This is a genomic window from Hwanghaeella sp. LZ110, from assembly GCF_048892525.1.
In the GTDB taxonomy this organism is placed as follows: domain Bacteria; phylum Pseudomonadota; class Alphaproteobacteria; order UBA8366; family Aestuariispiraceae; genus Pacificispira.
In genome coordinates this window covers 323,720-346,523 of sequence record NZ_JBLZHT010000003.1, presented here as the reverse complement: position 1 = coordinate 346,523, position 22,804 = coordinate 323,720, and the positions used below count along the sequence as shown (strand labels likewise).

At 50.1% G+C, this 22,804-nt stretch carries 22 protein-coding genes; 13 read left to right on the top strand and 9 right to left on the bottom strand.

Annotated features, from left to right (window positions below):
* The first annotated feature begins 286 nt into the window (after nucleotides 1-286).
* The 5 genes from ACOSDM_RS07850 to ACOSDM_RS07830 all read left to right on the top strand — a co-directional run bounded on the left by ACOSDM_RS07850 (nucleotide 287) and on the right by ACOSDM_RS07830 (nucleotide 6,003).
* Complete coding sequence (locus ACOSDM_RS07850; protein WP_420723944.1) at nucleotides 287-982, top strand: hypothetical protein; 696 nt, start codon at nucleotides 287-289, stop codon at nucleotides 980-982.
* 146 nt (nucleotides 983-1,128) lie between these two features.
* Entirely contained in the window at nucleotides 1,129-1,326 is a 198-nt protein-coding gene (locus ACOSDM_RS07845; protein WP_420723943.1) for a helix-turn-helix transcriptional regulator, read from the top strand.
* Nucleotides 1,327-1,812: 486 nt separating this feature from the next.
* Entirely contained in the window at nucleotides 1,813-2,904 is a 1,092-nt protein-coding gene (locus ACOSDM_RS07840; protein ID WP_420723942.1) for a site-specific integrase, read from the top strand.
* A gap of 122 nt (nucleotides 2,905-3,026) precedes the next feature.
* The gene (locus ACOSDM_RS07835; protein ID WP_420723941.1) at nucleotides 3,027-3,476 is read left to right on the top strand and encodes a hypothetical protein; all 450 of its coding nucleotides are present in this window, start codon (nucleotides 3,027-3,029) and stop codon (nucleotides 3,474-3,476) included.
* 394 nt (nucleotides 3,477-3,870) lie between these two features.
* Nucleotides 3,871-6,003, top strand: a complete 2,133-nt coding sequence (locus ACOSDM_RS07830; RefSeq protein ID WP_420723940.1) for a GmrSD restriction endonuclease domain-containing protein — start codon at nucleotides 3,871-3,873, stop codon at nucleotides 6,001-6,003.
* 8 nt (nucleotides 6,004-6,011) lie between these two features.
* Here ACOSDM_RS07830 and hsdR read toward each other — a convergent pair whose 3' ends face one another.
* From hsdR to ACOSDM_RS07805, 5 genes are all read right to left on the bottom strand, one after another.
* Nucleotides 6,012-8,339, bottom strand: coding sequence for an EcoAI/FtnUII family type I restriction enzme subunit R (hsdR, locus tag ACOSDM_RS07825; protein ID WP_420723939.1), 2,328 nt, complete (start codon nucleotides 8,337-8,339; stop codon nucleotides 6,012-6,014).
* Nucleotides 8,340-8,341: 2 nt separating this feature from the next.
* Nucleotides 8,342-8,632, bottom strand: a complete 291-nt coding sequence (locus ACOSDM_RS07820) for a hypothetical protein (protein ID WP_420723938.1) — start codon at nucleotides 8,630-8,632, stop codon at nucleotides 8,342-8,344.
* 16 nt (nucleotides 8,633-8,648) lie between these two features.
* Nucleotides 8,649-9,863 carry a restriction endonuclease subunit S gene (locus ACOSDM_RS07815; protein WP_420723937.1) on the bottom strand — a complete coding sequence of 405 codons (1,215 nt, stop codon included), beginning with the start codon at nucleotides 9,861-9,863 and terminating at the stop codon, nucleotides 8,649-8,651.
* Complete coding sequence (locus ACOSDM_RS07810; protein WP_420723936.1) at nucleotides 9,860-11,308, bottom strand: N-6 DNA methylase; 1,449 nt, start codon at nucleotides 11,306-11,308, stop codon at nucleotides 9,860-9,862. Before ACOSDM_RS07810 ends, ACOSDM_RS07815 begins: the two co-directional genes overlap by 4 nt.
* Nucleotides 11,309-11,553: 245 nt before the next feature.
* Nucleotides 11,554-12,768: a tyrosine-type recombinase/integrase gene (locus tag ACOSDM_RS07805; protein WP_420723935.1), complete on the bottom strand. Its 1,215-nt coding sequence runs from the start codon at nucleotides 12,766-12,768 to the stop codon at nucleotides 11,554-11,556.
* A 326-nt stretch (nucleotides 12,769-13,094) separates the two neighbouring features.
* Here ACOSDM_RS07805 and ACOSDM_RS07800 point away from each other — a divergent pair, with 326 nt between their 5' ends.
* The 5 genes from ACOSDM_RS07800 (at nucleotide 13,095) to ACOSDM_RS07780 (ending at nucleotide 16,816) form a co-directional block, all read left to right on the top strand.
* Nucleotides 13,095-14,312, top strand: a complete 1,218-nt coding sequence (locus tag ACOSDM_RS07800; RefSeq protein WP_420723934.1) for a tyrosine-type recombinase/integrase — start codon at nucleotides 13,095-13,097, stop codon at nucleotides 14,310-14,312.
* A gap of 26 nt (nucleotides 14,313-14,338) precedes the next feature.
* A complete protein-coding gene (locus ACOSDM_RS07795; protein WP_420723933.1) occupies nucleotides 14,339-14,947 on the top strand; it encodes a hypothetical protein in 609 nt (202 codons plus the stop codon).
* A gap of 79 nt (nucleotides 14,948-15,026) precedes the next feature.
* Nucleotides 15,027-15,221: a helix-turn-helix domain-containing protein gene (locus ACOSDM_RS07790; protein WP_420723932.1), complete on the top strand. Its 195-nt coding sequence runs from the start codon at nucleotides 15,027-15,029 to the stop codon at nucleotides 15,219-15,221.
* An 11-nt stretch (nucleotides 15,222-15,232) separates the two neighbouring features.
* Complete coding sequence (locus tag ACOSDM_RS07785; protein WP_420723931.1) at nucleotides 15,233-15,673, top strand: helix-turn-helix domain-containing protein; 441 nt, start codon at nucleotides 15,233-15,235, stop codon at nucleotides 15,671-15,673.
* A 42-nt stretch (nucleotides 15,674-15,715) separates the two neighbouring features.
* A complete protein-coding gene (locus ACOSDM_RS07780) occupies nucleotides 15,716-16,816 on the top strand; it encodes a tyrosine-type recombinase/integrase (RefSeq protein ID WP_420723930.1) in 1,101 nt (366 codons plus the stop codon).
* A 15-nt stretch (nucleotides 16,817-16,831) separates the two neighbouring features.
* Here ACOSDM_RS07780 and ACOSDM_RS07775 read toward each other — a convergent pair whose 3' ends face one another.
* The 4 genes from ACOSDM_RS07775 to cadR form a co-directional block, all read right to left on the bottom strand.
* Nucleotides 16,832-17,365, bottom strand: coding sequence for a hypothetical protein (locus ACOSDM_RS07775; protein ID WP_420723929.1), 534 nt, complete (start codon nucleotides 17,363-17,365; stop codon nucleotides 16,832-16,834).
* 91 nt (nucleotides 17,366-17,456) lie between these two features.
* Nucleotides 17,457-17,849: an STAS-like domain-containing protein gene (locus ACOSDM_RS07770; protein WP_420723928.1), complete on the bottom strand. Its 393-nt coding sequence runs from the start codon at nucleotides 17,847-17,849 to the stop codon at nucleotides 17,457-17,459.
* Nucleotides 17,792-18,925, bottom strand: coding sequence for an ATP-binding protein (locus ACOSDM_RS07765; RefSeq protein ID WP_420723927.1), 1,134 nt, complete (start codon nucleotides 18,923-18,925; stop codon nucleotides 17,792-17,794). The genes ACOSDM_RS07770 and ACOSDM_RS07765 overlap by 58 nt, the downstream gene beginning before the upstream one ends.
* Before the next feature lie 449 nt (nucleotides 18,926-19,374).
* Nucleotides 19,375-19,782, bottom strand: a complete 408-nt coding sequence (cadR, locus tag ACOSDM_RS07760; RefSeq protein WP_004364961.1) for a Cd(II)/Pb(II)-responsive transcriptional regulator — start codon at nucleotides 19,780-19,782, stop codon at nucleotides 19,375-19,377.
* A 95-nt stretch (nucleotides 19,783-19,877) separates the two neighbouring features.
* Between cadR and ACOSDM_RS07755 the strand changes: the two genes are divergently transcribed.
* Genes ACOSDM_RS07755 through ACOSDM_RS07745 form a run of 3 tightly spaced genes read left to right on the top strand, consistent with a single transcriptional unit; the run spans nucleotide 19,878 to nucleotide 22,601 of the window.
* The gene (locus ACOSDM_RS07755) at nucleotides 19,878-20,774 is read left to right on the top strand and encodes a cation transporter (protein WP_072676343.1); all 897 of its coding nucleotides are present in this window, start codon (nucleotides 19,878-19,880) and stop codon (nucleotides 20,772-20,774) included.
* Between the two features lie 3 nt (nucleotides 20,775-20,777).
* Complete coding sequence (lspA, locus tag ACOSDM_RS07750; RefSeq protein ID WP_004863699.1) at nucleotides 20,778-21,290, top strand: signal peptidase II; 513 nt, start codon at nucleotides 20,778-20,780, stop codon at nucleotides 21,288-21,290.
* A 21-nt stretch (nucleotides 21,291-21,311) separates the two neighbouring features.
* Complete coding sequence (locus tag ACOSDM_RS07745) at nucleotides 21,312-22,601, top strand: ISL3-like element ISPpu12 family transposase (protein WP_004574636.1); 1,290 nt, start codon at nucleotides 21,312-21,314, stop codon at nucleotides 22,599-22,601.
* Nucleotides 22,602-22,804: the final 203 nt, after the last annotated feature.

Below are 22,804 nucleotides of genomic sequence, written 5' to 3'. Positions count from 1 at the left end.
TCCCCCATTAAAATTAAATTTAAAAACTTTCTCAGGTCTTCCGAACCCTTTTTGATCGGGGATAGTGCCTTTAAATCGCCGAATGCAGTTACACGCTACTTCATCGATCACTGGGTCGCACGGCGCTTTATCACAATACGCCCGAATTAAGTTTGCTAGATTTTATGGATTCTTTGGAAGCCTTGGAATGGTTGAAGGCTATGTGATCATCGACTTATAGCTATCCTTTAACAAAGAAACTTCCGGCTGCTATCATTGGAAAAGTCTAGAGGGGGAGATTGGTTTAATGGACAGTTATGACTATTGGCGGTTATGCGACCGCTTATCGATTTTGCAGGCAGCGTTACTTATGATTGGAGAAGATCCGTCAGGTGAAATGAAGTTTGTTGAACAGAAAGCAACCAACCTAAGACCAATTGGTTATGAAGCGTCGAAGGAAGCCCTTATTGATTGGCTAGTCAATGATCAAGTCAAAGGCACTATTCTCTACGAAACATATGAGGGAGACGGATTTGAAAATTTTCGCGCAGTTGATATCTCGCTGTCTCGCGTTGACGTCGAATCCTTGAGGGGATTGCTTAGTCATCGAGGATTCCGGGATGGTTTTTTCGTTCATAATGACAGTAAATCGCGGGAATACCTTGATCCAGAAAATGAGTTTTACTCTCCAAAATTAGCCGCTGCGATTACAGCTTGGGAGAAGGTCACTTCCGATCCTACCCTAACAAACGGCAAGACACCAAAGCAGGCACTGGAAAAATGGCTGCGGGAACATGCAAATGATTTTGGATTAACCGGCAGCGACGGAAACCCCGTCGCTGCAGCCATTGATCAAATTGCAAAAGTAACGAACTGGAAACCCGAAGGGGGTGCTTCAAAGACACCAACCCACATACAGGTTCAGGACAACCTGTCACCTGACAGTAAAGATGATATAAATCAAAATGTTACCGAGGATTACAAAGACTCAGATCCCTTTTAGACACCTGTTTAAATTTGCTAATACGACACAGGGGGTGGGTGGGTTTAAGTTCTTCCATGGGTCAGTTTTTTAAACCTGACTATCTATTCTAGACCACATCGTTCGTCATAGGTTCTGCTCAACATTGGCTGAACGAGGACAAACAGATGCACGACTATTCACTTCCAGAAACAGGCTTCGTCCGATTACCTATAATCCTTAAGATCTTCCCAGTTAGCAAGTCAACGTGGTGGGCAGGTGTAAAGGCAGAAATCTTTCCGCAACCGGTTAAGCTTGGACCAAAAGTCACCGCTTGGCGTGTGGAGGACATTAGGGCCCTCGTCGCTTCAAAGGGGGCGCGTTGAGGTGGCCCGTGGGAATCGGTATTCCCTTCAAATACTGCGAACGGCTTATACATACTCCGTCCATGAAGTGGCAGAGTTGTATGGTTTAACCCCGGATACTGTATTCCGATGGATCCGGGAAGAAGGCCTCACAATACTTCCAGGCTCAAAGAAATACTTCCTGCACAGCAGCGACTTGCGTCAATTCCTTATGAAGTTGAACAAGCGGAACAAAAAGCCCTGCGGTGAAAATGAGGTCTATTGTTGCAAGTGCCGCTCACCTAGAAACCCGGTTATGAATTCTCTTTGGGCAGAGAAACTCCCTAACGGAAGTATCCGCGTTAGGGGGCAATGTGCCACGTGTGGAACCTGCCTAAATAAGGTCGTGAGCGGCAAGAACTGGTCCGAATGCCATCCCCTATACCACGGCAAGAACGCATCCATCATCGACCATAGTGGTGCGAGCGAGTGGCCTCGTAATTCTCAAACTTACGAAGGAGACCAGTGATGGCTGAATACAATCCAAAAAATGAGGTCGCAAAAAAGCAATATGAGGAGGCACTTCTTCATGGAAAGTGCCGAGATTCGAAGACGGTGAAGGCCGTTTGGAGCAGTATTAACCTATTTGAGGAGTTTTCGGACCACGCCGATTTTCGGTCCCTAAATGCCGAGCAGGCCAAGAGTTTCAAGGCCTGGTTGGAGAAGCGAACAAACCAGAAAGGTCAGAGCCTCAGCGTTTCGACGATGCGGTCGACGCTCCATGTCCTCCGGGAGTTCTTCGAGTGGCTAGCTATCCATCCACAATACGTCAGGAAAGTCGACGGAAGAGCTGTGCAGTATCTCCGCCTGTCCGACAATCAGAACCGCGCCGGGCGCGCCTCACGAGAAAATCCCGCACCGAAACTGCACGAACTGTCGAAGGCCCTAGAAGCGATGCCGTCTGGCACGGATATCCAAAAACGGGACAAGGCTCTCTTCGCCTTCACCGTGATTACATGTATTCGTGACGACGCGCTAGTTTCGCTAAAGATTAAGGATGTCGACGCTGGGCGGAAAACGGTTTGGCAGAATCCCAAGCATGTCCGCACAAAGCGTCGAAAGCCCATCCATACGCGCTTTGTTGGTCAGGTTATGCCGGAGGCGGAGGAAGTTGTATTGGATTGGCTTCAGCATACCCACGAGGTGCTTTTCATGAAGCCAGACGATCCGCTGTTCCCTAAAACCTTGGTTGAAAACGACCCGGATACGATGACCTTCAAGGTCAACGGTCTATCACGGGCGCATTGGGCGAATGCCCAACCGGTCCGGGAGATCTTCAAAGCGGCATTCCATAGAGTCGATCTACCCTACTACCATCCACACATCTTCCGAAAAACCATTGTCGCTTGGGCGCAGGAAAATTGCTCCCAGCGAGAGTTCAAGGCGATTAGCCAAAACCTTGGCCACGATCACGCAATGACGACCTACAATGCCTATGGTGGTCTGTCAGTAGACGAACAGTTCCGTGTAATCGAGAACATTGGAGCAGCGCATACCGAACTTGCGAGCGTTCCCACGGACGCGATTCTGCGTGAGGTTGCCAGACGAACTGGGAAATAGATAATTTGATCATATGTCGCAATCAGCGGTATCTACCGAAGGGCATTTTGGGGCGCGGCTAGCCGAGTATTTGAGCAACGCTGGCTAGGCGGCGTCCACATTATCTCTTTGGAGAGCGAATAGTGGAAAACAACGACTGGCTTGTGGCATTCGAGAACGCGCATGAAGCTCTGCGAGCTTATTCAAGAATTGAAGTTGAGGCGCTTGTTCGACGCGTGGTCTACAGACTTCAACGTATTCATGCATCGGGAATCTACGGCGATGACTACGCCTACAAGACGCTTTGGGATGAATGGTGCCACGAAGTTCAGGAAAGGCCGCATGATGACCAAGTCGATCGTGCATGGGATCAGACATTCTATCCTATCCTCGACGACGTAATCGATCGTGTTCCTCGGCATGCAGCCGTACTAATTTCAGCTTTTGCCATCTGGGAGTTAGAAGACAACGATAATCCGATTTCCATCGGATCTTTATGGATCGAAGGGATTCGCGAAATTCTTAAAGTTCGCCTCCGAGAACAGGCCAGTACACGGCGGCTCAATCACTTGGGCCCTTGGCGGAATGAGTAAAATTTGCCGGTTAAAGAATGCGTGAGTGGGGAGCAGTTCTGCAATTTCTTTTGCCTTTTGTCATAAAATATATCGATCTGTTCAAAAGCATCATACCTAGCTTTGCCATCAGTTCTGCATGGCTGAGGACAAATTCCTGCTCATTTTGCCAGATCAAAGAAACCCTCAACGGCAGGGTTACTAGTGTTTTTAACAACAAGTTTAGATTTCATGGAGCACTTCAGACACTATTCCGCATAAAGCGTTCATTGAGTCTTTCGAAATGCTTTCGTCACCACTAGCACTCCACCAAGTTTTGCGTTGCTCTCAACCACGCTGCCATAGCTCACCGTAGACTATAGGTAGTTTAGTCGGTAAGGTCTGACGGATAAGGGAAGACTGTTCGGGGGGCAAAATGAAAATTTCGACGGCACTAGATAAGATCGATGAGCATCAATTGTTTGTTCCTGCCTTTCAGCGGGAATACGTCTGGAAGAGAGAGGATGCCAAACAACTTATCGACTCCCTAATTAAGGATTATCCGACAGGGACAATGCTGACCTGGGAAACGAGCAATCCCCCAGAACTCAAAGGGCCGTACAAGTATGATGAGAAACAGGGCGCCGTCCGCATACTACTGGATGGCCAGCAGCGCCTAACGACACTCTACATGCTCATCAAAGGGGAGGTTCCTCCCTACTACACGGCAGCAGAGATACTGAATGACACTCGAGGCCTCCACGTAAATGTTGAGACACTCGAATTGGAATACTTCTCCAAGACCAAAATGGAGAACGATCCACGATGGCAGAACATCACAGATGTCTTTCAACGCAAAGTTAGGGCCAAGGATATTATCCGTGGCCTCGAGGAAAAGGGGGAAGATGTCAATCGCGCGAGGGACGACCTTTTGGATGACAACATGCGCGCCATCGAAAACATTCTTGCCCGCGAATTTCCAGAGCAAACAGTTCCGGTAAGAGCAACAGTGCGGGAAGCCATAGACATTTTTTATAAGGTCAATGCTAGCGGAGTGTCACTGACGGACGCTGAATTGGCCTTGGCACAAATCTCAGGCTACTGGCCCGAAGCGCGAGATATCTTCAAACGCAAACTGACCGAACTCCAAAAGCAAGGGTTCGTACTCAAGCTCGATTTCGTAGTTTATGTTCTGCTGGGATGCATGTACCACCTCGGCTCGGATATGAAAAAACTACATGGCGTGGAAAACAGCGCAACTATCCGGGATGCCTGGAAACTCCTGGACGATAGCGTCCTCGACTATGTTGTTAGTTTAATGAAGTCCCATGCCTACATAGATCACACAGACGAAATAAACTCGGTCTACGCGCTAGTTCCAATTATCACTTATTGTTTCGGAAAGAAGGGGAAGCATCTTAACGATGTCGAGATCCGAAAGGCTATAAAGTGGTTCTTCTATTCACAAATCCGAACCCGCTATATTAGCCAGCTTCAGCAAAAGTTGGACCGGGACCTCAGAGTTGTGAGGGATATCGAGAACCCCTTCGATGAATTGCTGGCAGTCATTGAAGAGGAACGTCGACTTAAAATCACCCCTGAGGAGTTTGTTGCGCGCTCGATCTCGCACCCACTGTTCGGATTGTTGCGCTGGTATTTGAAAAGCAAAGGGGCGTTTTGCTTCACAACTGGCGTCGAGTTGAGGCAGACGATGGGGAAGAAGTATTCACTTGAGAACGATCACATATTTCCATATTCACGTCTCAAGGCCGAAGGTTATGGCAGGGACAATCGGTTGAAGTACTCCTTAGCGCAGGAACTCACGAACCGGGCAATTATTACAAAGTATGCCAACAGATCAAAAGGGATGAAGGCTGCAGAGGATTATCTAGCCGATGTAAAACAAAGGTTCCCCAATGGGCTAAAGTTACAATGCATTCCAGAGGACCCGGAACTATGGAAAATTGAGAATTATGAACAGTTCTTACAAGAGCGACGCAAAATTCTAGCAAAGGAACTTAATGCTTTCCTGGAGGGGATTACTGATACAAGACCTTCAGAAACTCCGATCACGCTCGAGGATATGATCGCCGAAGGTGAAGGAGAAGAGCTCGAATTTAAGTCTTCCTTGCGCTGGGATTACGTTGAAGGAACCGTCAACAAGAAGCTCGAAGATGTTGTGCTAAAAACGGTTGCCGCATTTGCGAACAGCCAGGGCGGCACCCTGCTAATTGGAGTCAAAGACGATGGTGAGATACTGGGCCTTGAAGGGGACTATCACTCCCTCGGCCAAGCTGACCGCGACAAGTACGAACTGCATCTCAGGAACCTGCTAAACAATTCCTTCGGAACCAGCTTCGTGACGAGCAAGATCCGTGTCGCATTCCCCGAGTTCGGCGAGCTAGAAATCTGCCAGGTCGACGTGCAACCTGCTTCAAATCCGGTGATTATCAAACTGAAGGACAAGAACGGCCAACCTCAGGAACGATTCTACGTTCGAAGTGGCAACTCATCCCAGGAAATTTCCTTGGGTGAAATGCACTCATACACAACTGACCGGTTCTCTTAGTAAACCGCTCAATCAGAATAGAGCGTTGCTTGCATTGATCGGAACGCATCTTTGATTGCAGCGAGGCCTCCTAATTTCTCTTTACCCTCGTTCACACTTCCATATCGGGCAGTCAGAAATGTGCCTAGTTTTTTCGATGCAAGTTCGCTTTCACCGCTTGCCTCGTAGGCTGCAAGAATGGCTAACAAGAGGTCTTTCAATTCGCCATCCGTTTTGGCCATCCCGCCTGACCGGACATTTTCAGCTCTGTTCTGTCTCGTCTTAGGTGGGTTCATGAACAGGATATAGCTTAGAACATCGAATAAATCGCTGTCAGGGGCGTCCACAAGCCTTCGTATGTCGCTGAGACGGTCTGCGTCGTATCCACGGTCCGAAAGCTGCCTAAGGAAGTGCTCACGGTTGTCAGGGTCACTCCAGACAGTTCGAAGCTGATCCTCATCAGCAACAATTCCTGACAACTCGCCAAAGAGACATTTCAGGAACTCCGCCGCTGAAATCGGCTTGCCATCGGCGCTCCAGTAGGTCGTCGTTTTGATGTACTGAATCTTCCGAACTTTGCCATCAGACAGCTTCACCTCGATCTTCTCGCGTGGCGGCGGATCATCCGGGCCTCCTCCGTCCCCACCCGATGGCTCGTCCTCGGGTGGACCTGTTGGAGGTAGTCGAGGGCCATTCGGCGGTTCGTCAGGTGGCAGTGGTTCGCCATCCCATTCAGGATCACTGAAGTTCATATGCGCCTTCACGAAATCCCAGATTGTGAAGAAATCCTTGCCTTCATAGGTCCGCGTCCCCCGGCCAATGATCTGTTTGAACTCGATCATTGAGCGGATCGGGCGCATCAGCACGATATTGCGGATATTGAGCGCGTCGACCCCGGTCGACAGCTTTTGGGATGTTGTCAGGATCGTGGGGATGGTCTTTGCGTTGTCCTGGAAGTTGCGGAGGTGCTGGTCTCCCACAGCGCCGTCATTCGCTGTCACACGATGACAATAATTGGGGTTCGTGCTGTCCTTCACCTGGTTGATCAAATCGCGCACCAATGCCGCATGATCCTGCGTCGCACAGAAGACCAAGGTCTTCTGGCGCTGATCCATCTGGCTCATAAACTCCTTAACGCGGCTTAACTCGCGGTCTTCAATGATGATCCGGGTGTTGAAGTCATCCTCGGTGAACGAATCTCCCACATTTATATCACCCGCGATAACATCATCGGTGCCATCATAGACATATTCATCAATGGTGCTGGCCATCTGACGCACCTTGAAAGGTGTCAAGAAACCGTCCTCTATCCCATCGCGCAGCGCGTAGGTGTATACCGGTTCGCCGAAATAGGCGTAGGTGTCTGCGTTGAGCTTGCGTTTAGGAGTAGCGGTCAGGCCAAGCTGAGTAGCCGGTTCAAAATATTCCAACAGACGCCGCCACTCACTTTCGTCCTTGGCCCCGCCCCGATGGCACTCGTCGATCACAATGAAATCGAAGAAGTCGGATGGGTACTGGGTATAAACCGGGTCCCCGTCACCGGTCATGAAGGTTTGGAAGATTGTGAAGAATAGGCTCGCGTTCTTGGGCGGCTTGCCGCGGTTCTTGCGGATCGTGTCAGGGTCGATCCGTGTTACAGTATCGTTCGGGAAGGCGGAAAAGGCGTTGTAAGCCTGATCGGCGAGGATGTTGCGGTCGGCAAGGAACAGGATGCGCGGGCGGCGCACAGGCTCGCCCGTCAGATTCCACTTAGCCTGGAACAGCTTCCACGCAATCTGGAACGCGATGGAGGTCTTGCCTGTCCCTGTCGCGAGTGTCAGCAGGATGCGACGGTCGCCTTTGGCGACGGCTTCAAGCGCCTCATTGATGGCCTTGTGCTGGTAATAGCGTAGCTCCCACTTGCCGCCATCCGTCTCGAAATCCACCGCGCCGAAACGCTCGCGCCAATCATTTTGATCGACAAAGGTGCGGTCCCACAACTCCTCGGGAGTCGGAAAGGGCAAGTCCATGTCACCCTCAGCCCCACTGGCCATATCGATCTGATACCAGTTCAGACCGTTCGAGGCGTAGGCATAGCGCGAGCCGAGACGGGTAGCGTAGTCCTTAGCCTGACCGACGCCGTTGCGATGGCTGACGCCAGCGCGTTTGGCTTCCAACACGGCAAGCTTCTGGCCCTTATGGATCAATACGTAATCAGCAGACAGCCCCTTGCCGCGCGTGCCGCCCGATTGGATGCGCCCAGGGCAGATGACTTCACGCCGAACCTTAGAGCCGTTCTGTCCCCAGCCCGCCGCCGCAAGGACGGGGTCTATGCGCTCGGCGCGGGTATCGGCTTCGGTTTCGTCGTGCAGGCTCATATTCAATCTCCGGATGGCAAGCAGCCGGTAATGGAATTCACAGAATTTACGAAGTTGAGCAGTATCTGACGGTCGCTGCTCTCCTGCTCCGTATAAAATATTGGAAAATCCGCGGGGTTGCCGCCAGGCTTTCCAGGATCGTTGCATCGAACAACCAGCAGATAGCGTTGCGTACCTGCCCAGTCTTTCTCATCACTTTTTTCAAGGTGCTTAATCCAGGCTCGTTTGTAGCCACCCTCAGTTTGCGCCCATTCAATGTAATCGCTACCGTTTCCATCTTTACCCCATTTCATTCATTTCTCCTGTCTTCTATGTTAATTCGCCCGCGAAGGCTTTCTGCAAAAGGGACTGGCGGAGGTCGTCGAGGTCTTGGAGCTTCGTGGTGAACAAGCTTTCCAATCTGATTGCCGCTTCATCGAAGCCTTCAATCACTTCGAGATACCCAAACTGTTGTTCACGGTTAGGCAACGCAATTTCCAAATCACCCATCACGCGATTGCTGAGGTTTGCCATCGTCGCGCCGGTCGAAACCGCTTCAAGTTTCGCTACATAGGAAGGTGATCTTAGAACATGAGCAACGAACCTGGACACTACACCGCAGTTGGGGCGGATAAAAAAGCTCCCTGTTCCGCAAAGCCATCCGGCCTGTTCAACCTCTACAACAGCACAGCGACCCATTTCGCCCCGCCGCCCTATGACAATATCGTCAGCATCAAGGATATACGAGGACAACCGTTCTAAAGCGGACTTGTTTACCGTCTTCCGCATGTCGGGGACGATCTGGCCGTCAACAATATTGGCAGGATTGACCAATGGCGTTTCATTTTCAACGTAGTCCGACTTATGCAGAAGTGATCCGAACGGGCCTGTTGCCACTGGTCCGACCAGTTTTGAAAGTGGACCAACACTCCAATCGTCACCGACTCTTGAGAGTAGCTCATCAACATTAGCAGTGAACAAATCCCGCGCGTTTTGGAGGTTGGCTACAGCGTGGGCGCGGGCGCGGGCCAGACCCTCGAAGGCCTCATCCAGAACCGCAACAATCCGCTGTTGCTCTTCGAGCGGCGGGAGGGGCACTGAAATGCCTTTAGCACGCGAAATCGTCAATGTACCTACTGTCGCACCATCGCTCTTTTTGACGGTATCTAGCAAACCATCCCATTGAAAAGCGTACTGATAGAACCTCGAGCAGACATTCACTTTTGGATGGAAGCGCAATACGCTCGCGTCTTTAAAATAGAACCGATCTTCTGGCTGTACGACGTAACAAGCCCCAAGCGTACCAACTGCGGAAACCATAAGGTCCGCTGTGCTCGGGACGCCGTGTTTCTCTTTCAAATCTGCAAAGAGTTCCTCTGAAATGAAGAGATCGTTCTCAACAGAACCTTGCTTCGCCAATTTCACGATTTCACGTGCACGGTAGAAAGGAACACCTTCGTTCTGCCACTGTTTCTGAAGTACACGTTTGCTAGAACCAATCTCGAAGATTTCGTCGAGCGTTGCGTTTCTCCACCCAACCTTCACAGCATCCCCCGGATACTCTCCAGAATGTCCGCCGTTTCGGCATCCCGCGCCAGCATGTCGGCGATAATCTCTTCGGGTGCGCGCAGCGCCTCGGCCTCAGGGGCGTTGGGGTTCTTGACCGACAGATCGAAAGTCGCTTCGTCCAGATCGGCGCGGTTCACAGTCCAGCTTTGCGGTCCGTTCGGGCGGGTGCGCTGGAACTCAACGAACTCCGCAAGATCGTCGTCGTTCAGCGGGTTGGTCTTGCCAAGGCTGCGCCCTGGGTCGAGCTGATAATACCAGATGTCCCGCGTCGGTGCGCCTTTCTCAAAGAACAGCACCACGGTCTTGACCCCGGCCCCCTGAAACGTGCCTGACGGGCAATCAAGGATGGTGTGCAGCTCCGCCGCCTCCAGCAATTCCTTGCGCAGGGTGACGGCGGCATTGTCAGTGTTGCTGAGGAAGGTGTTCTTGATCACCACGGCGGCGCGCCCGCCTGCTTTCAGCTTGCGGATGAAGTGTTGCAGGAACAGGTAGGCCGTCTCACCCGTGCGGATCGGGAAGTTCTGCTGAACCTCGCGCCGCTCGCCGCCACCAAAAGGGGGATTGGCGAGGATGATGTCGTGGCGGTCCTTCTCCTGAATATCCATCACGTTTTCATTGAGCGTGTTGGCATGGACAAGATTCGGGGCCTCGATGCCGTGCAGGACCATGTTCATGATCCCGATGATATAGGCGAGGCCCTTTTTTTCCTGCCCGTAGAAGGTCTTGGTTTGCAGGGTCTCGTAGTCGGATGCAGAGAGCTTGTCGGTGCGCATGTAGTCATAGGCCTCGCACAAGAAACCCGCAGAGCCGACCGCACCGTCATAAATCGTCTCACCGATCTTGGGGTCTGTGACCTTGATCATGGCTCGGATTAAAGGGCGTGGCGTATAGTATTCCCCCCCATTGCGGCCCGCGTTGCCCATGCGGCGAATGCGGGATTCATAAAGCTGGGAGAGTTCGTGGCGTTCAGCCTGGGTGTTGAAGGAAAGCCCGCCCACTGTCTCCAGCACGTCGCGCAGGATGTAACCGGAGCGGAACTTAGTGCGCAGCTCAGTAAACACCTCGCCGATCTTGTACTGGATCGTTTGGGGGCCGGTGGCGGATTTACGGAAGTCTGCCAGATAGGGGAACAGCTCCTGATCGACGAAGGCAATCAGGTCGTCACCGACGCGGGCCGCATTATGGTCAAACTCGCCCCCAACCTTCGGCGCGGCCCATCTGTCCCAACGGTAGTCACCGTCGATGATCGGTGTATACGCCAAACCATCAAGCTCGGCACGGTCGCGACGCTCGGTCTCAAGGTCGTGGAGGTATTTCAGGAACAGAACCCAGGAGGTCTGTTCGACATAGTCCAACTCGTTCGAAATGCCCTCTTCGGCGTGAAGGTCTTGTTCGATCTTTTTAAATGCGTTCTCGTACAATGGATCCTCAAATCTTCTTTATATTGGTTTCTATCCATTAGAGAGGCCCTACCGATGCCTCCCCAACTAACACTCTTAGGGTTTGCATCGCGACCAATATGCTGGCTCGTCCACTGTGCTAAAAAGATCTTAAATTTGCATTCACCCCTCGCCCCTAGTTTGAGGTAAGGAGGTTACGATGGGCAAGTCAATTTTATCAACTGCAACCCTTCCCCTTGAGCACGAGTACAATCTGAAAGAGCTTCTCAGTGTGCCAATGTTACAATTTTCGATGATGCGTTTCTAACCAAGAGATAGTTTGCCCAAGCGTCCATCAATTTAGCCCGTTTCTGAAAAAGATCACCACGGCGATAGGCTGCTTCGACCTTGTTATCGATCACGTGCGCGAGCGCCATTTCCGCGACATCCCTAGGAAAACTGGAGACTTCTCCCGACCAGTCCCGAAAACTCGACCGAAATCCATGCGGAACATATGGCCCTTTTGAGCCATCTACGCCGTATCCCATGCCTCTCATCAATTGAAGGAGAGCCATGTTGGATAAGGGTCTGCCATGCCGAGACCCAGGGAACAGATATGGGTTTCCAGCAACGCGGGGAAGATTGGTAAGAATTGAGACTGCTTCGTCGCAAAGAGGAACCCTGTGTTCCCGCCGTGTCTTCATTCGCGCCGCTGGAATAGCCCATACACAAGAATCGATGTCCACCTCATCCCATGTGGCATTCAGGACTTCACCGGTTCTTGCTGCCGTCAGGATCAGGAATCTTAGAGCCTGCGCCGAAATGCTGTCATTTTCCCGCAAGGTATCCATAAACTTTGGAAGGTCTGTGTAGGGCATTGCGGGATGGTGTGTAACAGTGCGGACGCGAGACGGCTTAGGAAGGAGTTTGTCCAGATGACCGCGCCAGCGCGCATGGTTAATAGGGGCCTGGTACTTCCTTGCAGCAGCGAAATCGAGGATGTTTTCGATCCGACCTTGTATCCGTTTTGCAGTCTCAGTCTTGGTAGTCCAAAGCGGGGTGAGAATTTTTAAGATGTCGTCAGTCCCGATCTCATCCACCTGCGTGTTACCAATCACCGGACGGGCATACGTTTTCAGAGTGCTTACCCATTGACGGGCATGTTTGCTATTCTTCCAACTGCGACGATGGGCGCGAATATATTGAGCGGCGCAGGATGTGAAGTCGGGGACTTTCTTTGGCGCGACCCGCCGTGCCGTAATGGGGTCTACACCATTTGTCGCCATAGCCCGAAAATCTGCTGCTTTGCTCCGAGCATCGCTTAGGCCAACATCTGGAAAGCCTCCCAGCCCCATCTCTCGTCGTTTACCCCTAAGCGTATAGCGTAGTACCCATTTTCGTGCGCCCGAATTGCTCACAACCAACCGTAGCCCGCCACCATCCTCATACTTACCGGGTGACGCAGTCTCTACTTTGCGCGACGACAGTTTATGGATTGCCATAGGTTCTCTCCATCAATGCCGAGGACTGTAAGTCCCCCAATACGTCCCCCAATTATATAGGACGTAGATGGACAACATTGAACCAATTTTCAATTATCTATCAGAAAATAATCAATAAAATATACTGAATGGATCATACTGGACAGATTGTCAGCGGACACCCTGTCCGCCATTTTCTTGTTTCCCTCCGAACGTAGACATCCTTAAAATCTGCTTAATTAGCTGAATAAAATGCGTTTATTCGTTCATGCACGTTCGCTTGTGTCCGCGCAAAACCGTGTCTAATATATGGGTAGGATTATGGGTTAATCTTATGGACAGGGAAAATGGCCCGTGCAAGCAATCGCCTCTCAGCGCGAGGGGTAGCCACTGAAATCAAGCCCGGACTCCATGCGGATGGTGGAGGGCTTTATCTTCAAATCTCAGAATCAGGTGCAAAATCCTGGCTTTTTAAGTTTTCTAGTGCTGGCAAGACCCGTGAAATGGGGCTTGGTTCTTTGAAAACCATCTCCTTGGCGGAGGCACGGCGCGCAGCAGAGACGTGCCGAAAATCCGTCTATCAAGGCATAGACCCCATTGAAGCCCGCAGACAGGAAAGAGCATCAAGACGTTCAAATGCAGCGAAGGTTCATACTTTTAAGGAATGTGCTGAGCGTTTGATGGCGTCAAAGGGTCCCGAATGGGAAAATCTAAAGCATGCTAACCAGTGGCGCTCTACCCTTGAGACCTATGCTTATCCGGTAATGGGTCAGTTATCCGTCGCGGAGATCGATGTCGGATTGGTTTTGGAAGTGCTTGAGCCAATTTGGAAGACAAAACCTGAAACGGCAAGCCGAGTACGTGGACGCATTGAGGCTGTGTTAGACTGGGCACGAGCGCGCGACTGGCGTGATGGCGAGAACCCAGCACGTTGGAAAGGGCATCTTGATAAGCTTCTTTCCAAGAGAAAAAAAGGAACACTCAATAATTTAGCGGCTCTCCCCTACGTGCGGGTAGGGGCGTTTATGAAAGAACTTATTGAGCAAGAAGGGATTGCCGCCATTGGTTTGCAGTTCTTAATACTGACGGCTGCGCGAACAGGCGAGGTCATAGGAGCGACCTGGGACGAGATAGACGAACAGAATGAAGTATGGGTGATCCCTGGGAATCGGATGAAGGCAGGTAAAGAGCATCGCGTCCCGTTATCGCCAAGTGCCCTCAAGATTATTGAACAGATGCGATCTCTGCGCCAATCTGACAATGTGTTTCCTGGAATGCGTCGACGAAGCCCGCTCAGCAACATGGCCTTTTTAGCCCTGCTCAAACGTATGGGGCACAAAGGAATCACCGTGCATGGTTTTCGCAGTGCTTTTAGGGATTGGGTTGCGGAAACGACCGCCTACCCTAGTGATGTCGCCGAAATGGCTCTCGCCCATGCTATACCGTCCAGGGTGGAAGCGGCGTACCGTCGGGGTGACTTATTCGAAAAACGGCGATTGATGATGAGAGATTGGGAGGTTTACATTTATAGTGCCCAAGAAGGTCCAGAGCCTTTACTGCGTTGATCACAACTGTAAAGGTTTGAAGCCAAATGCCTGAAACAGATAATGTTGAATGGTTAAGCGCCCGTAGCACTTTAGATTTGGTTAATTCCTCTATTGGTGCCTTTGGGTCGAACAGAACGATCAGCAAAAGATGCCATGCCAGCATGATCCGAACGAAAGCGGAGAAGTTCATTAAAGATAGAGAGGTCCTTGTGGATGTCGAACTTCCAGCCACGTTCTGGTGGGCTGAAGGTCAGGCGGCGCTCACACAAAACTGGCATACTGGAGATTTTGATACTTGGATTGACCAACGATATCATTGGCAAGCTTTTGGGGTCAGCTTCTTCAAATCAGATGTTGAGAAGATGCTTCCTGAAGGTTCTGAGCAGTTAACGTCTGTTTCTGATAAAGCAATTGTTGGAGACAGTAAGCGAGGGCGAAAACGCTCGGATGTCTGGATAGCCTGGACTGCGGAACTCGCTGCCTATGTGCACGAAAAGGGTATTCCAGAAGGAGAAGGAACATCTGGGGTTGATTTCGTTTATTCTGCAATTGATGGCCGCCTAATTGAAAGAGGCCAACCAACGCTTGGCCGAACCACTGTTCAACCCTATTTAGCCGCTGTTTTGCGCCGTTTGCGTAGCGCCACTAATTAAATTAGTGGCCAATTGTGGCTTAAAGCGGCTGCTTCTGAACCCAAAAAATAAGATCAAGTGCTCCTGAACACACCGGCACATGCCAAATCACAGGAGAACGATCATGGAACCACTTACCACATCAGTAAATGACGCAGCCAAGGCGCTTGGAGTTGGACGCACATCAATCTACGCCTTGATTGGTGAAGGGCGCATAGAGACAGTCAAGCTTGGGCGGAGGACTCTGGTCAAGGTGGCGTCACTCCGGAAATTGATTAACGAACTCTCTGAATAGGTTCGTTAGCAATGGCTGCCAAACGCATCAATCCAAAGCGGGTAAAAATTCACCGCAGCTACACAGTGGATGAAGCTGCTCGCTTGCTCGATGTTCACAAGAACACCATTCGCGCCTGGATGAAGAGCGGCTTGCAGACCATCGATCAAAACCAACCGTATCTCATTCATGGTCAGGATCTCCAGGACCATGTGGAAGCAATGCGAAAGAAGCGTCGCGTCCCTTCTAAGCCTGGACACATGTACTGCCTAAAATGCCGGGCAAGCCGAACACCGGCCCTGGGCATGGTCGATTATGTTCCAAAGACGGAAGCAGTGGGGGATCTCATAGCCTTGTGTGAAGCCTGCGAGACCACAATGAATCGACGGACGAGATTGGACCAGATTCTCATCGTGATGCCCGAAATGACTATTACGATCAGAGAGCCACAACAGAGAATAGAGGGGATGTGATCCCTCTCCCTCAATTGTGACATTTAGGAAGGACTGGAACCCATGGTTCGACACAATGCCGAAAACGAGAGAATCAAGCATCGCTATTTTCAGTATCTATGCGAAGCAAAGCGTTACAGTTCACAAACTGTAGACGGTATTGCTTTATCGCTTACACGGTTCGAACGGCATACAAAATTCCAGTCGTTTAAGAGATTCCATCGTCAGAAGGCAATCGCATTCAAGACATACTTGGCAATGGAACGAAACCAATCCACTGGAAAACCGCTTAGCAAAAGCACGAGGCTTTCGACCCTAAATGCCCTGAAAGCATTTTTCTTCTGGCTTGCAGATCAACCTGGCTATCGCTCGCTGCTAAATTATTCAGATTCAGAGTATTTCAACATGTCTGAAAAGGATACAAGGGCTGCAAAAATGAATACCAGCCGTTCAATCCCGACAATTGAACAAATCCGAAAAGTTCTGGATCTCATGCCAGATGAAAGCGACTGCCAAAAGAGAGATCGTGCACTAGTGGCGTTCACGATCCTTACTGGATCACGCGACGGAGCCACGGCCTCCTTGAAGCTAAAGCACATTGATATAGCGAAGAGGAAAGTAATATTCGATGGGCGTGAGGTTGCTACCAAGTTCAGCAAATCGTTCACGACATGGTTTTTTCCAGTCGGCGGAGACATCGAGATCATTTTCATCGACTGGTTGAGCTATTTAAAGCAGACCCAGCTTTTTGGTCCAGAGGATCCGTTGTTCCCAGCCACGAAGGTAGTAAGCAAACACAATGATGGATTCCAAGCGGATGGCCTTTCAAGAGAGCATTGGCAAACGGCATCACCAATCCGAGATACTTTTAAGAAGGCATTTAGGTGTGCAGATATTCCCTATGCCAACCCTCATAGTTTTCGCAATACTTTGACGCAGATGGGCGAACAGCTCTGTCGTACACCAGAAGAATTTAAGGCGTGGAGCCAAAACATTGGTCATGAAAGAGTTATGACAACCCTAATGAGTTACGGAGCTGTCCAGGCAGATCGACAGGAAGAAATTATACAAAGATTAAATTCAATAAAACTTCCAAACAAAAAAACTACAGACTTAATCGAAATGTTAAGGGATGTAATAAATGACCCTTCCCTATTAGCCTAGTATGCAAAAAATCATTTAATACATATCTTTAAATGCCTTATTCAAAGAACTATACAGCGAATTCGCCGCTGGTAAAATTCCATTTTGATACCAGCTATTTCCAGATTGTCTGACAATGTCATCAATTGTCGTAATGGGATTACCTGATTGATCAATCTCTTCATCGATACATTTTTTAAAATTTGTATATTTTTCATCACAACCATTAAAAACAAACTCAAAATTTACAAGCAATCGAAGTTCCTCGCGAGCCCTGCTCAATTTTTGCCTTAAATCAGTAACTTCACCACTTTCAACGGCATCCTTGCCATTCATCCGCCAAAGCTTCCCAGACAAGGTGCAAATTTCATCTATGTCGACCTTTAGATTCTTAAAAGTCTCAAAAACCTCTGATTTTCTCTGTCGCTTGCTTGCTAACTTATGAAAAACAAAAAAACCCACGAGTGCGACTAAGGCAGGAACTGCAGTCGGCAAAAAAGTCGTAAAAAAAATACTGTCACTGTCAAAAAATGAGGTTCCATGCGCACAGTGATGTGACACATCCGACATGGCTACGCCTGAAACCTCGCATAAAAGGTGGCTAGGGCAATAATTCAAACAATTCAAAGAAGACGAAAGTCCCATGAAACAACCTCAAAAACTAAGACGTCTTGTGGACCGCATCACTAAAAGCCTCATCTACATCGCGTATTAGTTCAACTTCTTCATTAGAAATTATTCGAATACGCTTCCTCAACTCATCCGCAGAAAAACCATCAACTCGAATTAATCCACCAAAAGCTTCATCAATGAATGATGAACCATATCCGGCTGTACCATCCAAAATAACTGTTATGAATTGGTATCTCTCAAGAGCCGGTTGAAGAACCGACCTACGAAACTTTTCCCCACTTGCCTCACCTTGCCGAATAAACCTTGGTCCAGGCGTTCGAGAAAAGTCCCTAGCTATAGAAATTTCGAAAGTGCTTTCGCCCATCAATTGCTGTCCGGCAAACCATTTTGAGTTGGTCGCTTTAAAGGTTTGAGCTTCCATTGTATCAGTGTTCCTCCAATTGATCCATCTTGTTCGAAGCGGCTTTCTTTAGAGCTGCTGTCGAACATATATAAGCCTTTGTTGCTAAAAATCCTTAACTCTCCATTCCCAACAGTTGTGATTAAGCGCTTCATTGTATCGATGCCTTTTCCTCGCCCGGAAACTTGAGTGGATGTGCGTCTCAAAGTAGCTGCAATTCCAATAAGATCCGAATCTGTTGGCTGCGGCTTTAAACGACGAAGCGAAATCATCCTCTCAACTAGTGTTGGATCTAAAGTGTTTGGAATGCCGACGCCCTGGTCCATAACCATAAACATAAGCTCATTTGTGGCAATATCGATATAACCAGACATCCAAGAACGCTTTTTCATTGATTGAAGATCTGTCGGTGACTTGTATGCGTGCTCAGTCGCATTTCCAATCGCTTCAATAATGGCACCCTGAAGCTTCTTCTTATCAGTTTTACTCAATGAAACATCGAAGCCAGCGAGTATCTTCTCATGGAACTCAGCAATAGCGCTGGCGTTCACGGTGTTAAGAGATGCAAACCCTAAATGTATCTTAAGATCTTGTTCTTCACTTTCTTCGGTGGGCGCTCGATCTGGAAGATTCATGAGTTTATAAAAACCCATATCTTTCAAAATTTTCCTCGCTCGAGGGTCCTCTGGCCAATTGCCGTTGACTGGAACGACACCATTCCTGCCAGGTCTAAGGTTCCTGCACCTATAAATTTCCGCAGTCATAACAAGCGCTGCAGCTGGGCTAACGGAAACAACATTATCAAAATGCAACATAACCGGCATGTTTTTTACTATGACAAAATCTCGGAGTTTATTTATAAATTCAATGGTTTCTTTGTAATTTGTTGTAAGTGAAATATTCTCTGGTAGCTCGATTGATACCCTATTTGGTTCAATTTCAATATTTTGAGAAACGTGTTTGTGGGATTTTTTGATAAAGTCGACACGTGCAAACTTTTTCGCTATTGCAAGAAGCCTACGTTTTAAGTTTCTTCTTTGGCGTTTTCTTCTTAAACGCTCTTTTCTATCAATCTGAATGTTTGTTAGTTTTTTCAATTTTTTCTCAATACCTTTGCATTAAAATTCCTGAACAAATGTGTTTGAACCCTTTATCTGCATCGGGCTGTTGTATTAAACACTTTTGCCAATGCTGAGAACAATCCATGCTGGCAAGATGTAGATTTATACAATTAATTTTCTATAGCATTCAATCGTTTTTGGTCGCAAGGTACGAATTACAATATTGAGCAATCCGTCAATTCAATTGAACGTCGAAACAGAGTCATCACAAAAACGGCAAACCTTGTTTCTTTATTAACTTTATGGGCGGCTATAGGTTCACTTAACTAACACTGTCTTTAGTCAATGGATTTTATTGTAGCGTTGTCTGTCTATCACCTAATTCAGCATAAAGATTCGGGTAAGCGGATTAAATGGTTGATCTTACCTTTGCATGAGAGTGAGACAGACCGGCATCTCATCGGATTATCTGGTTGATGCTTCACCTACTGCTGGTGCATGTTTCCTTCGCTAATTCCAGCAAGAACCCCACACGCCTCAACTTCCCGGTCATCGTTGCAACTCGCTCTCAGTGAAACGAGTTGTTTCTCAAGCGCTTGCAGAGCGGTTATCTGCGACCGCACATGAGAGATGTGATCATCGAGCAAGGCGTTGACGGCGGTACAAGGCTGATGAGGGTCGTCCTGATAGCTCTGTAGTTCGTGAATCTCAGCCAGTGACAGGCCCAGGATTCTGCAGCGACGGATGAAGGCCAGCCCCTCACCATGCTTCTCGGTATAGACACGGTAACCGTTGTCCTGCCGATCAGGCGGCGGCAACAAGCCCTGCTGTTCATAGAAGCGGATCGTCTGTGTTTCGACCCCTACCAACTGCGCCAACTGACCAATGCGCATCAGCCTCCTCCCCAACGGATTCTTTACTCTATTGACCTTATAGTAGCTTTATAGTTTTAAATGGTACCACAACATTGTTCAAGTGGAGTCGTATCATGAGCAAATCCTGTGGTGGCGCCTGTGGCGGTGATGCAACGTCCGCAGCGGATACCGATATACAGGCCTCCTCCGAGGCGCCAGGGAGATGGGTCAGTGTTTATGCCGTGCCGAAGATGGACTGTCCATCAGAAGAACGAATGATTCGCCTAGCCCTGAACGGCTTTGAGGAGATTCGGGCGCTGTCCTTCGACTTGTCGAACCGCCGGCTGAAGGTCGTGCATGACGGCGAGGTCGAGCCCGTCACCTCGAAACTGAAGACCTTGGGGCTAGGCGCCTCGCTTCAGGAAACCGTCGCTGCAAATCCGGAGACCATCAAGGCCGCCGAGTTTTCGGCAGCTTCTGCTAAGCAAGAATCCGGGACCCTGCGCTGGTTGCTCGGCATCAATGCACTTCTGTTCGTGGTGGAAATGACTGCCGGTCTGATGGCTCAGTCAACTGGCCTCATTGCAGAGTCCCTGGACAATTTTGCTGATGCGGCAGTGTACGGACTCGCTCTTTATGCGGTTGGGCATAGCGTGAAAAGGCAGGTCCGTGTTGCGCACGTTGCTGGTGTGGTCCAACTGGTTTTGGCTGTTGGCGTACTCGTAGAGGTCGTGAGGCGCTTTGTATTCGGTAGTGAGCCTGAATCGCTGGTGATGATAGCCATCGCATTCGTCGCATTGATTGCCAATACCGCCTGTCTGCTGATGGTATCCAAACATCGAGGGGGCGGAGCTCATATGAAGGCTAGCTGGATATTTTCGGCCAACGACGTGGTGATCAACCTGGGGGTCATCACCGCCGGCGCCCTGGTCGCGTGGACCGGGTCCAATTATCCGGATCTGATTATCGGCACCATCGCGGGGGTCATTGTACTTAACGGTGCCAGACGCATTCTGGCGTTGAAGGGTTAAATAATGCTCATTATTGGCAAAAAGCTCTCGCCGTATGCCCTATTGTCCATATCGGGCCTGCTGGCAGCGTCTGATCAGGCTGTAAAGTGGCTGGTGCAGCAATCAATGGCCTATGGCGAGTATGTTTCGGTGACCCCGTTCTTTAACTGGGTGCACCTATGGAACACCGGTGCCGCATTCAGTCTTTTTGCGAATGGTGGAGGCTGGCAGCGCTACTTTTTTATCGGAATCGCGGTAGTGGTCTCGATTTTTCTGATCAAGCTGATCCTTGAAAATCGTCATAAAGGAGAAGCCATCGCTTACAGTCTTATCCTCGGTGGCGCCATGGGCAACCTGATTGACCGGGTCTTTCGCGGCTATGTTGTGGATTCCTTTGATTTCTATTGGCGAGACTGGCATTGGCCGGCCTTCAACCTGGCTGATATTGCAATTGTCCTCGGTGCCTTACTTTTCGTTTCCAGCAGCTTGTTGGGTAAAAAAGCAAACACCAATGCCGAGCCGGATGGATCTGACTGACACCTACGCCTATACAACACCATGACCGAACTTCCCGACAACATCCTTCACCTGCCGCAATACCAAGTACTGGGCTGCAAATCAACCGACGACGAAATGCACTTCCAGGTGGACGTGCCCGATCCCATCGCCTGCGAGGAATGCGGCGTGCAGGGTGAGTTCGTACGGTTCGGCAAGCGTGACGTTCCCTATCGTGATCTGCCCATCCACGGCAAGCGGGTCACTCTCTGGGTGGTCCGCCGCCGATACACCTGCCGGGCCTGCAAGACAACATTCAGGCCCCAGCTACCGGAGATGGTGGACGGATTCCGTATGACACTGCGGCTGCATGAGTACGTGGAGAAGGAATCCTTCAACCACCCCTACACCTTTGTGGCGGCACAGACCGGCCTGGACGAGAAGACGGTGCGCGACATCTTCAACGCCCGCGCCGAGTTCCTGGGGCGCTGGCACCGCTTCGAGACGCCCCGCATCCTGGGCATTGACGAGCTATACCTGAACAAGCGCTACCGCTGCATTCTGACCAACATTGAGGAGCGAACCCTGCTCGACCTTCTGGCCACCCGCCGCCAGGACGTGGTGACCAACTACCTGATGAAGCTGAAAGACCGGCAGAAGGTCGAGATCGTCAGCATGGACATGTGGAACCCCTACCGGGCAGCGGTCAAGGCTGTGCTGCCCCAGGCCCGTATCGTGGTCGATAAGTTCCATGTGGTGCGCATGGCCAACGATGCCCTAGAGAGAGTGCGCAAGGGCCTCAGAAAGGAGCTGAAACCGTCCCAGAGCCGGACTCTCAAGGGAGACCGGAAAATCCTGCTGAAACGCGCTCACGAAGTCTCAGACCGGGAGCGCCTCATCATGGAGACCTGGACAGGCGCGTTCCCGCAACTGCTGGCCGCCTACGAGCACAAGGAGCGCTTCTACGGCATCTGGGACGCCACCACACGGCTCCAGGCAGAAGCCGCCCTGGACGAGTGGATAGCCACCATCCCGAAGGGCCAAAAGGAAGTCTGGAGCGATCTGGTCAGGGCAGTGGGAAACTGGCGCGAAGAGACCATGACCTACTTCGAGACGGACATGCCCGTCACCAACGCTTACACGGAGTCCATCAACCGACTGGCCAAGGACAAGAACCGTGAAGGGCGCGGTTACTCCTTCGAGGTGATGCGGGCACGAATGCTCTACACCACGAAGCACAAGAAGAAGGCACCGACTGCGAAGGTCTCTCCTTTCTACAAGAAAACCATCGGTTACGGACTGCCGGACTTCGCAGAGGAACTCAACTACGGAGTCGATCTATCAACCATCTGAGGGTGGTATCAGATTGATGGGGTGAAGGTGCCCCATCAACCATTAAATCCGTATACCCAAAGATTCAAAACTTAGATTTTGCACTATGGTGAGTTTGTATATGGGTAATTATATGGGTAATTATAGCCTCATGTATTTTTATTTATATATTACAAATCATTAAAGCGGACACCCTGTCCGCCAAATTCCGCCGATTACCGCAT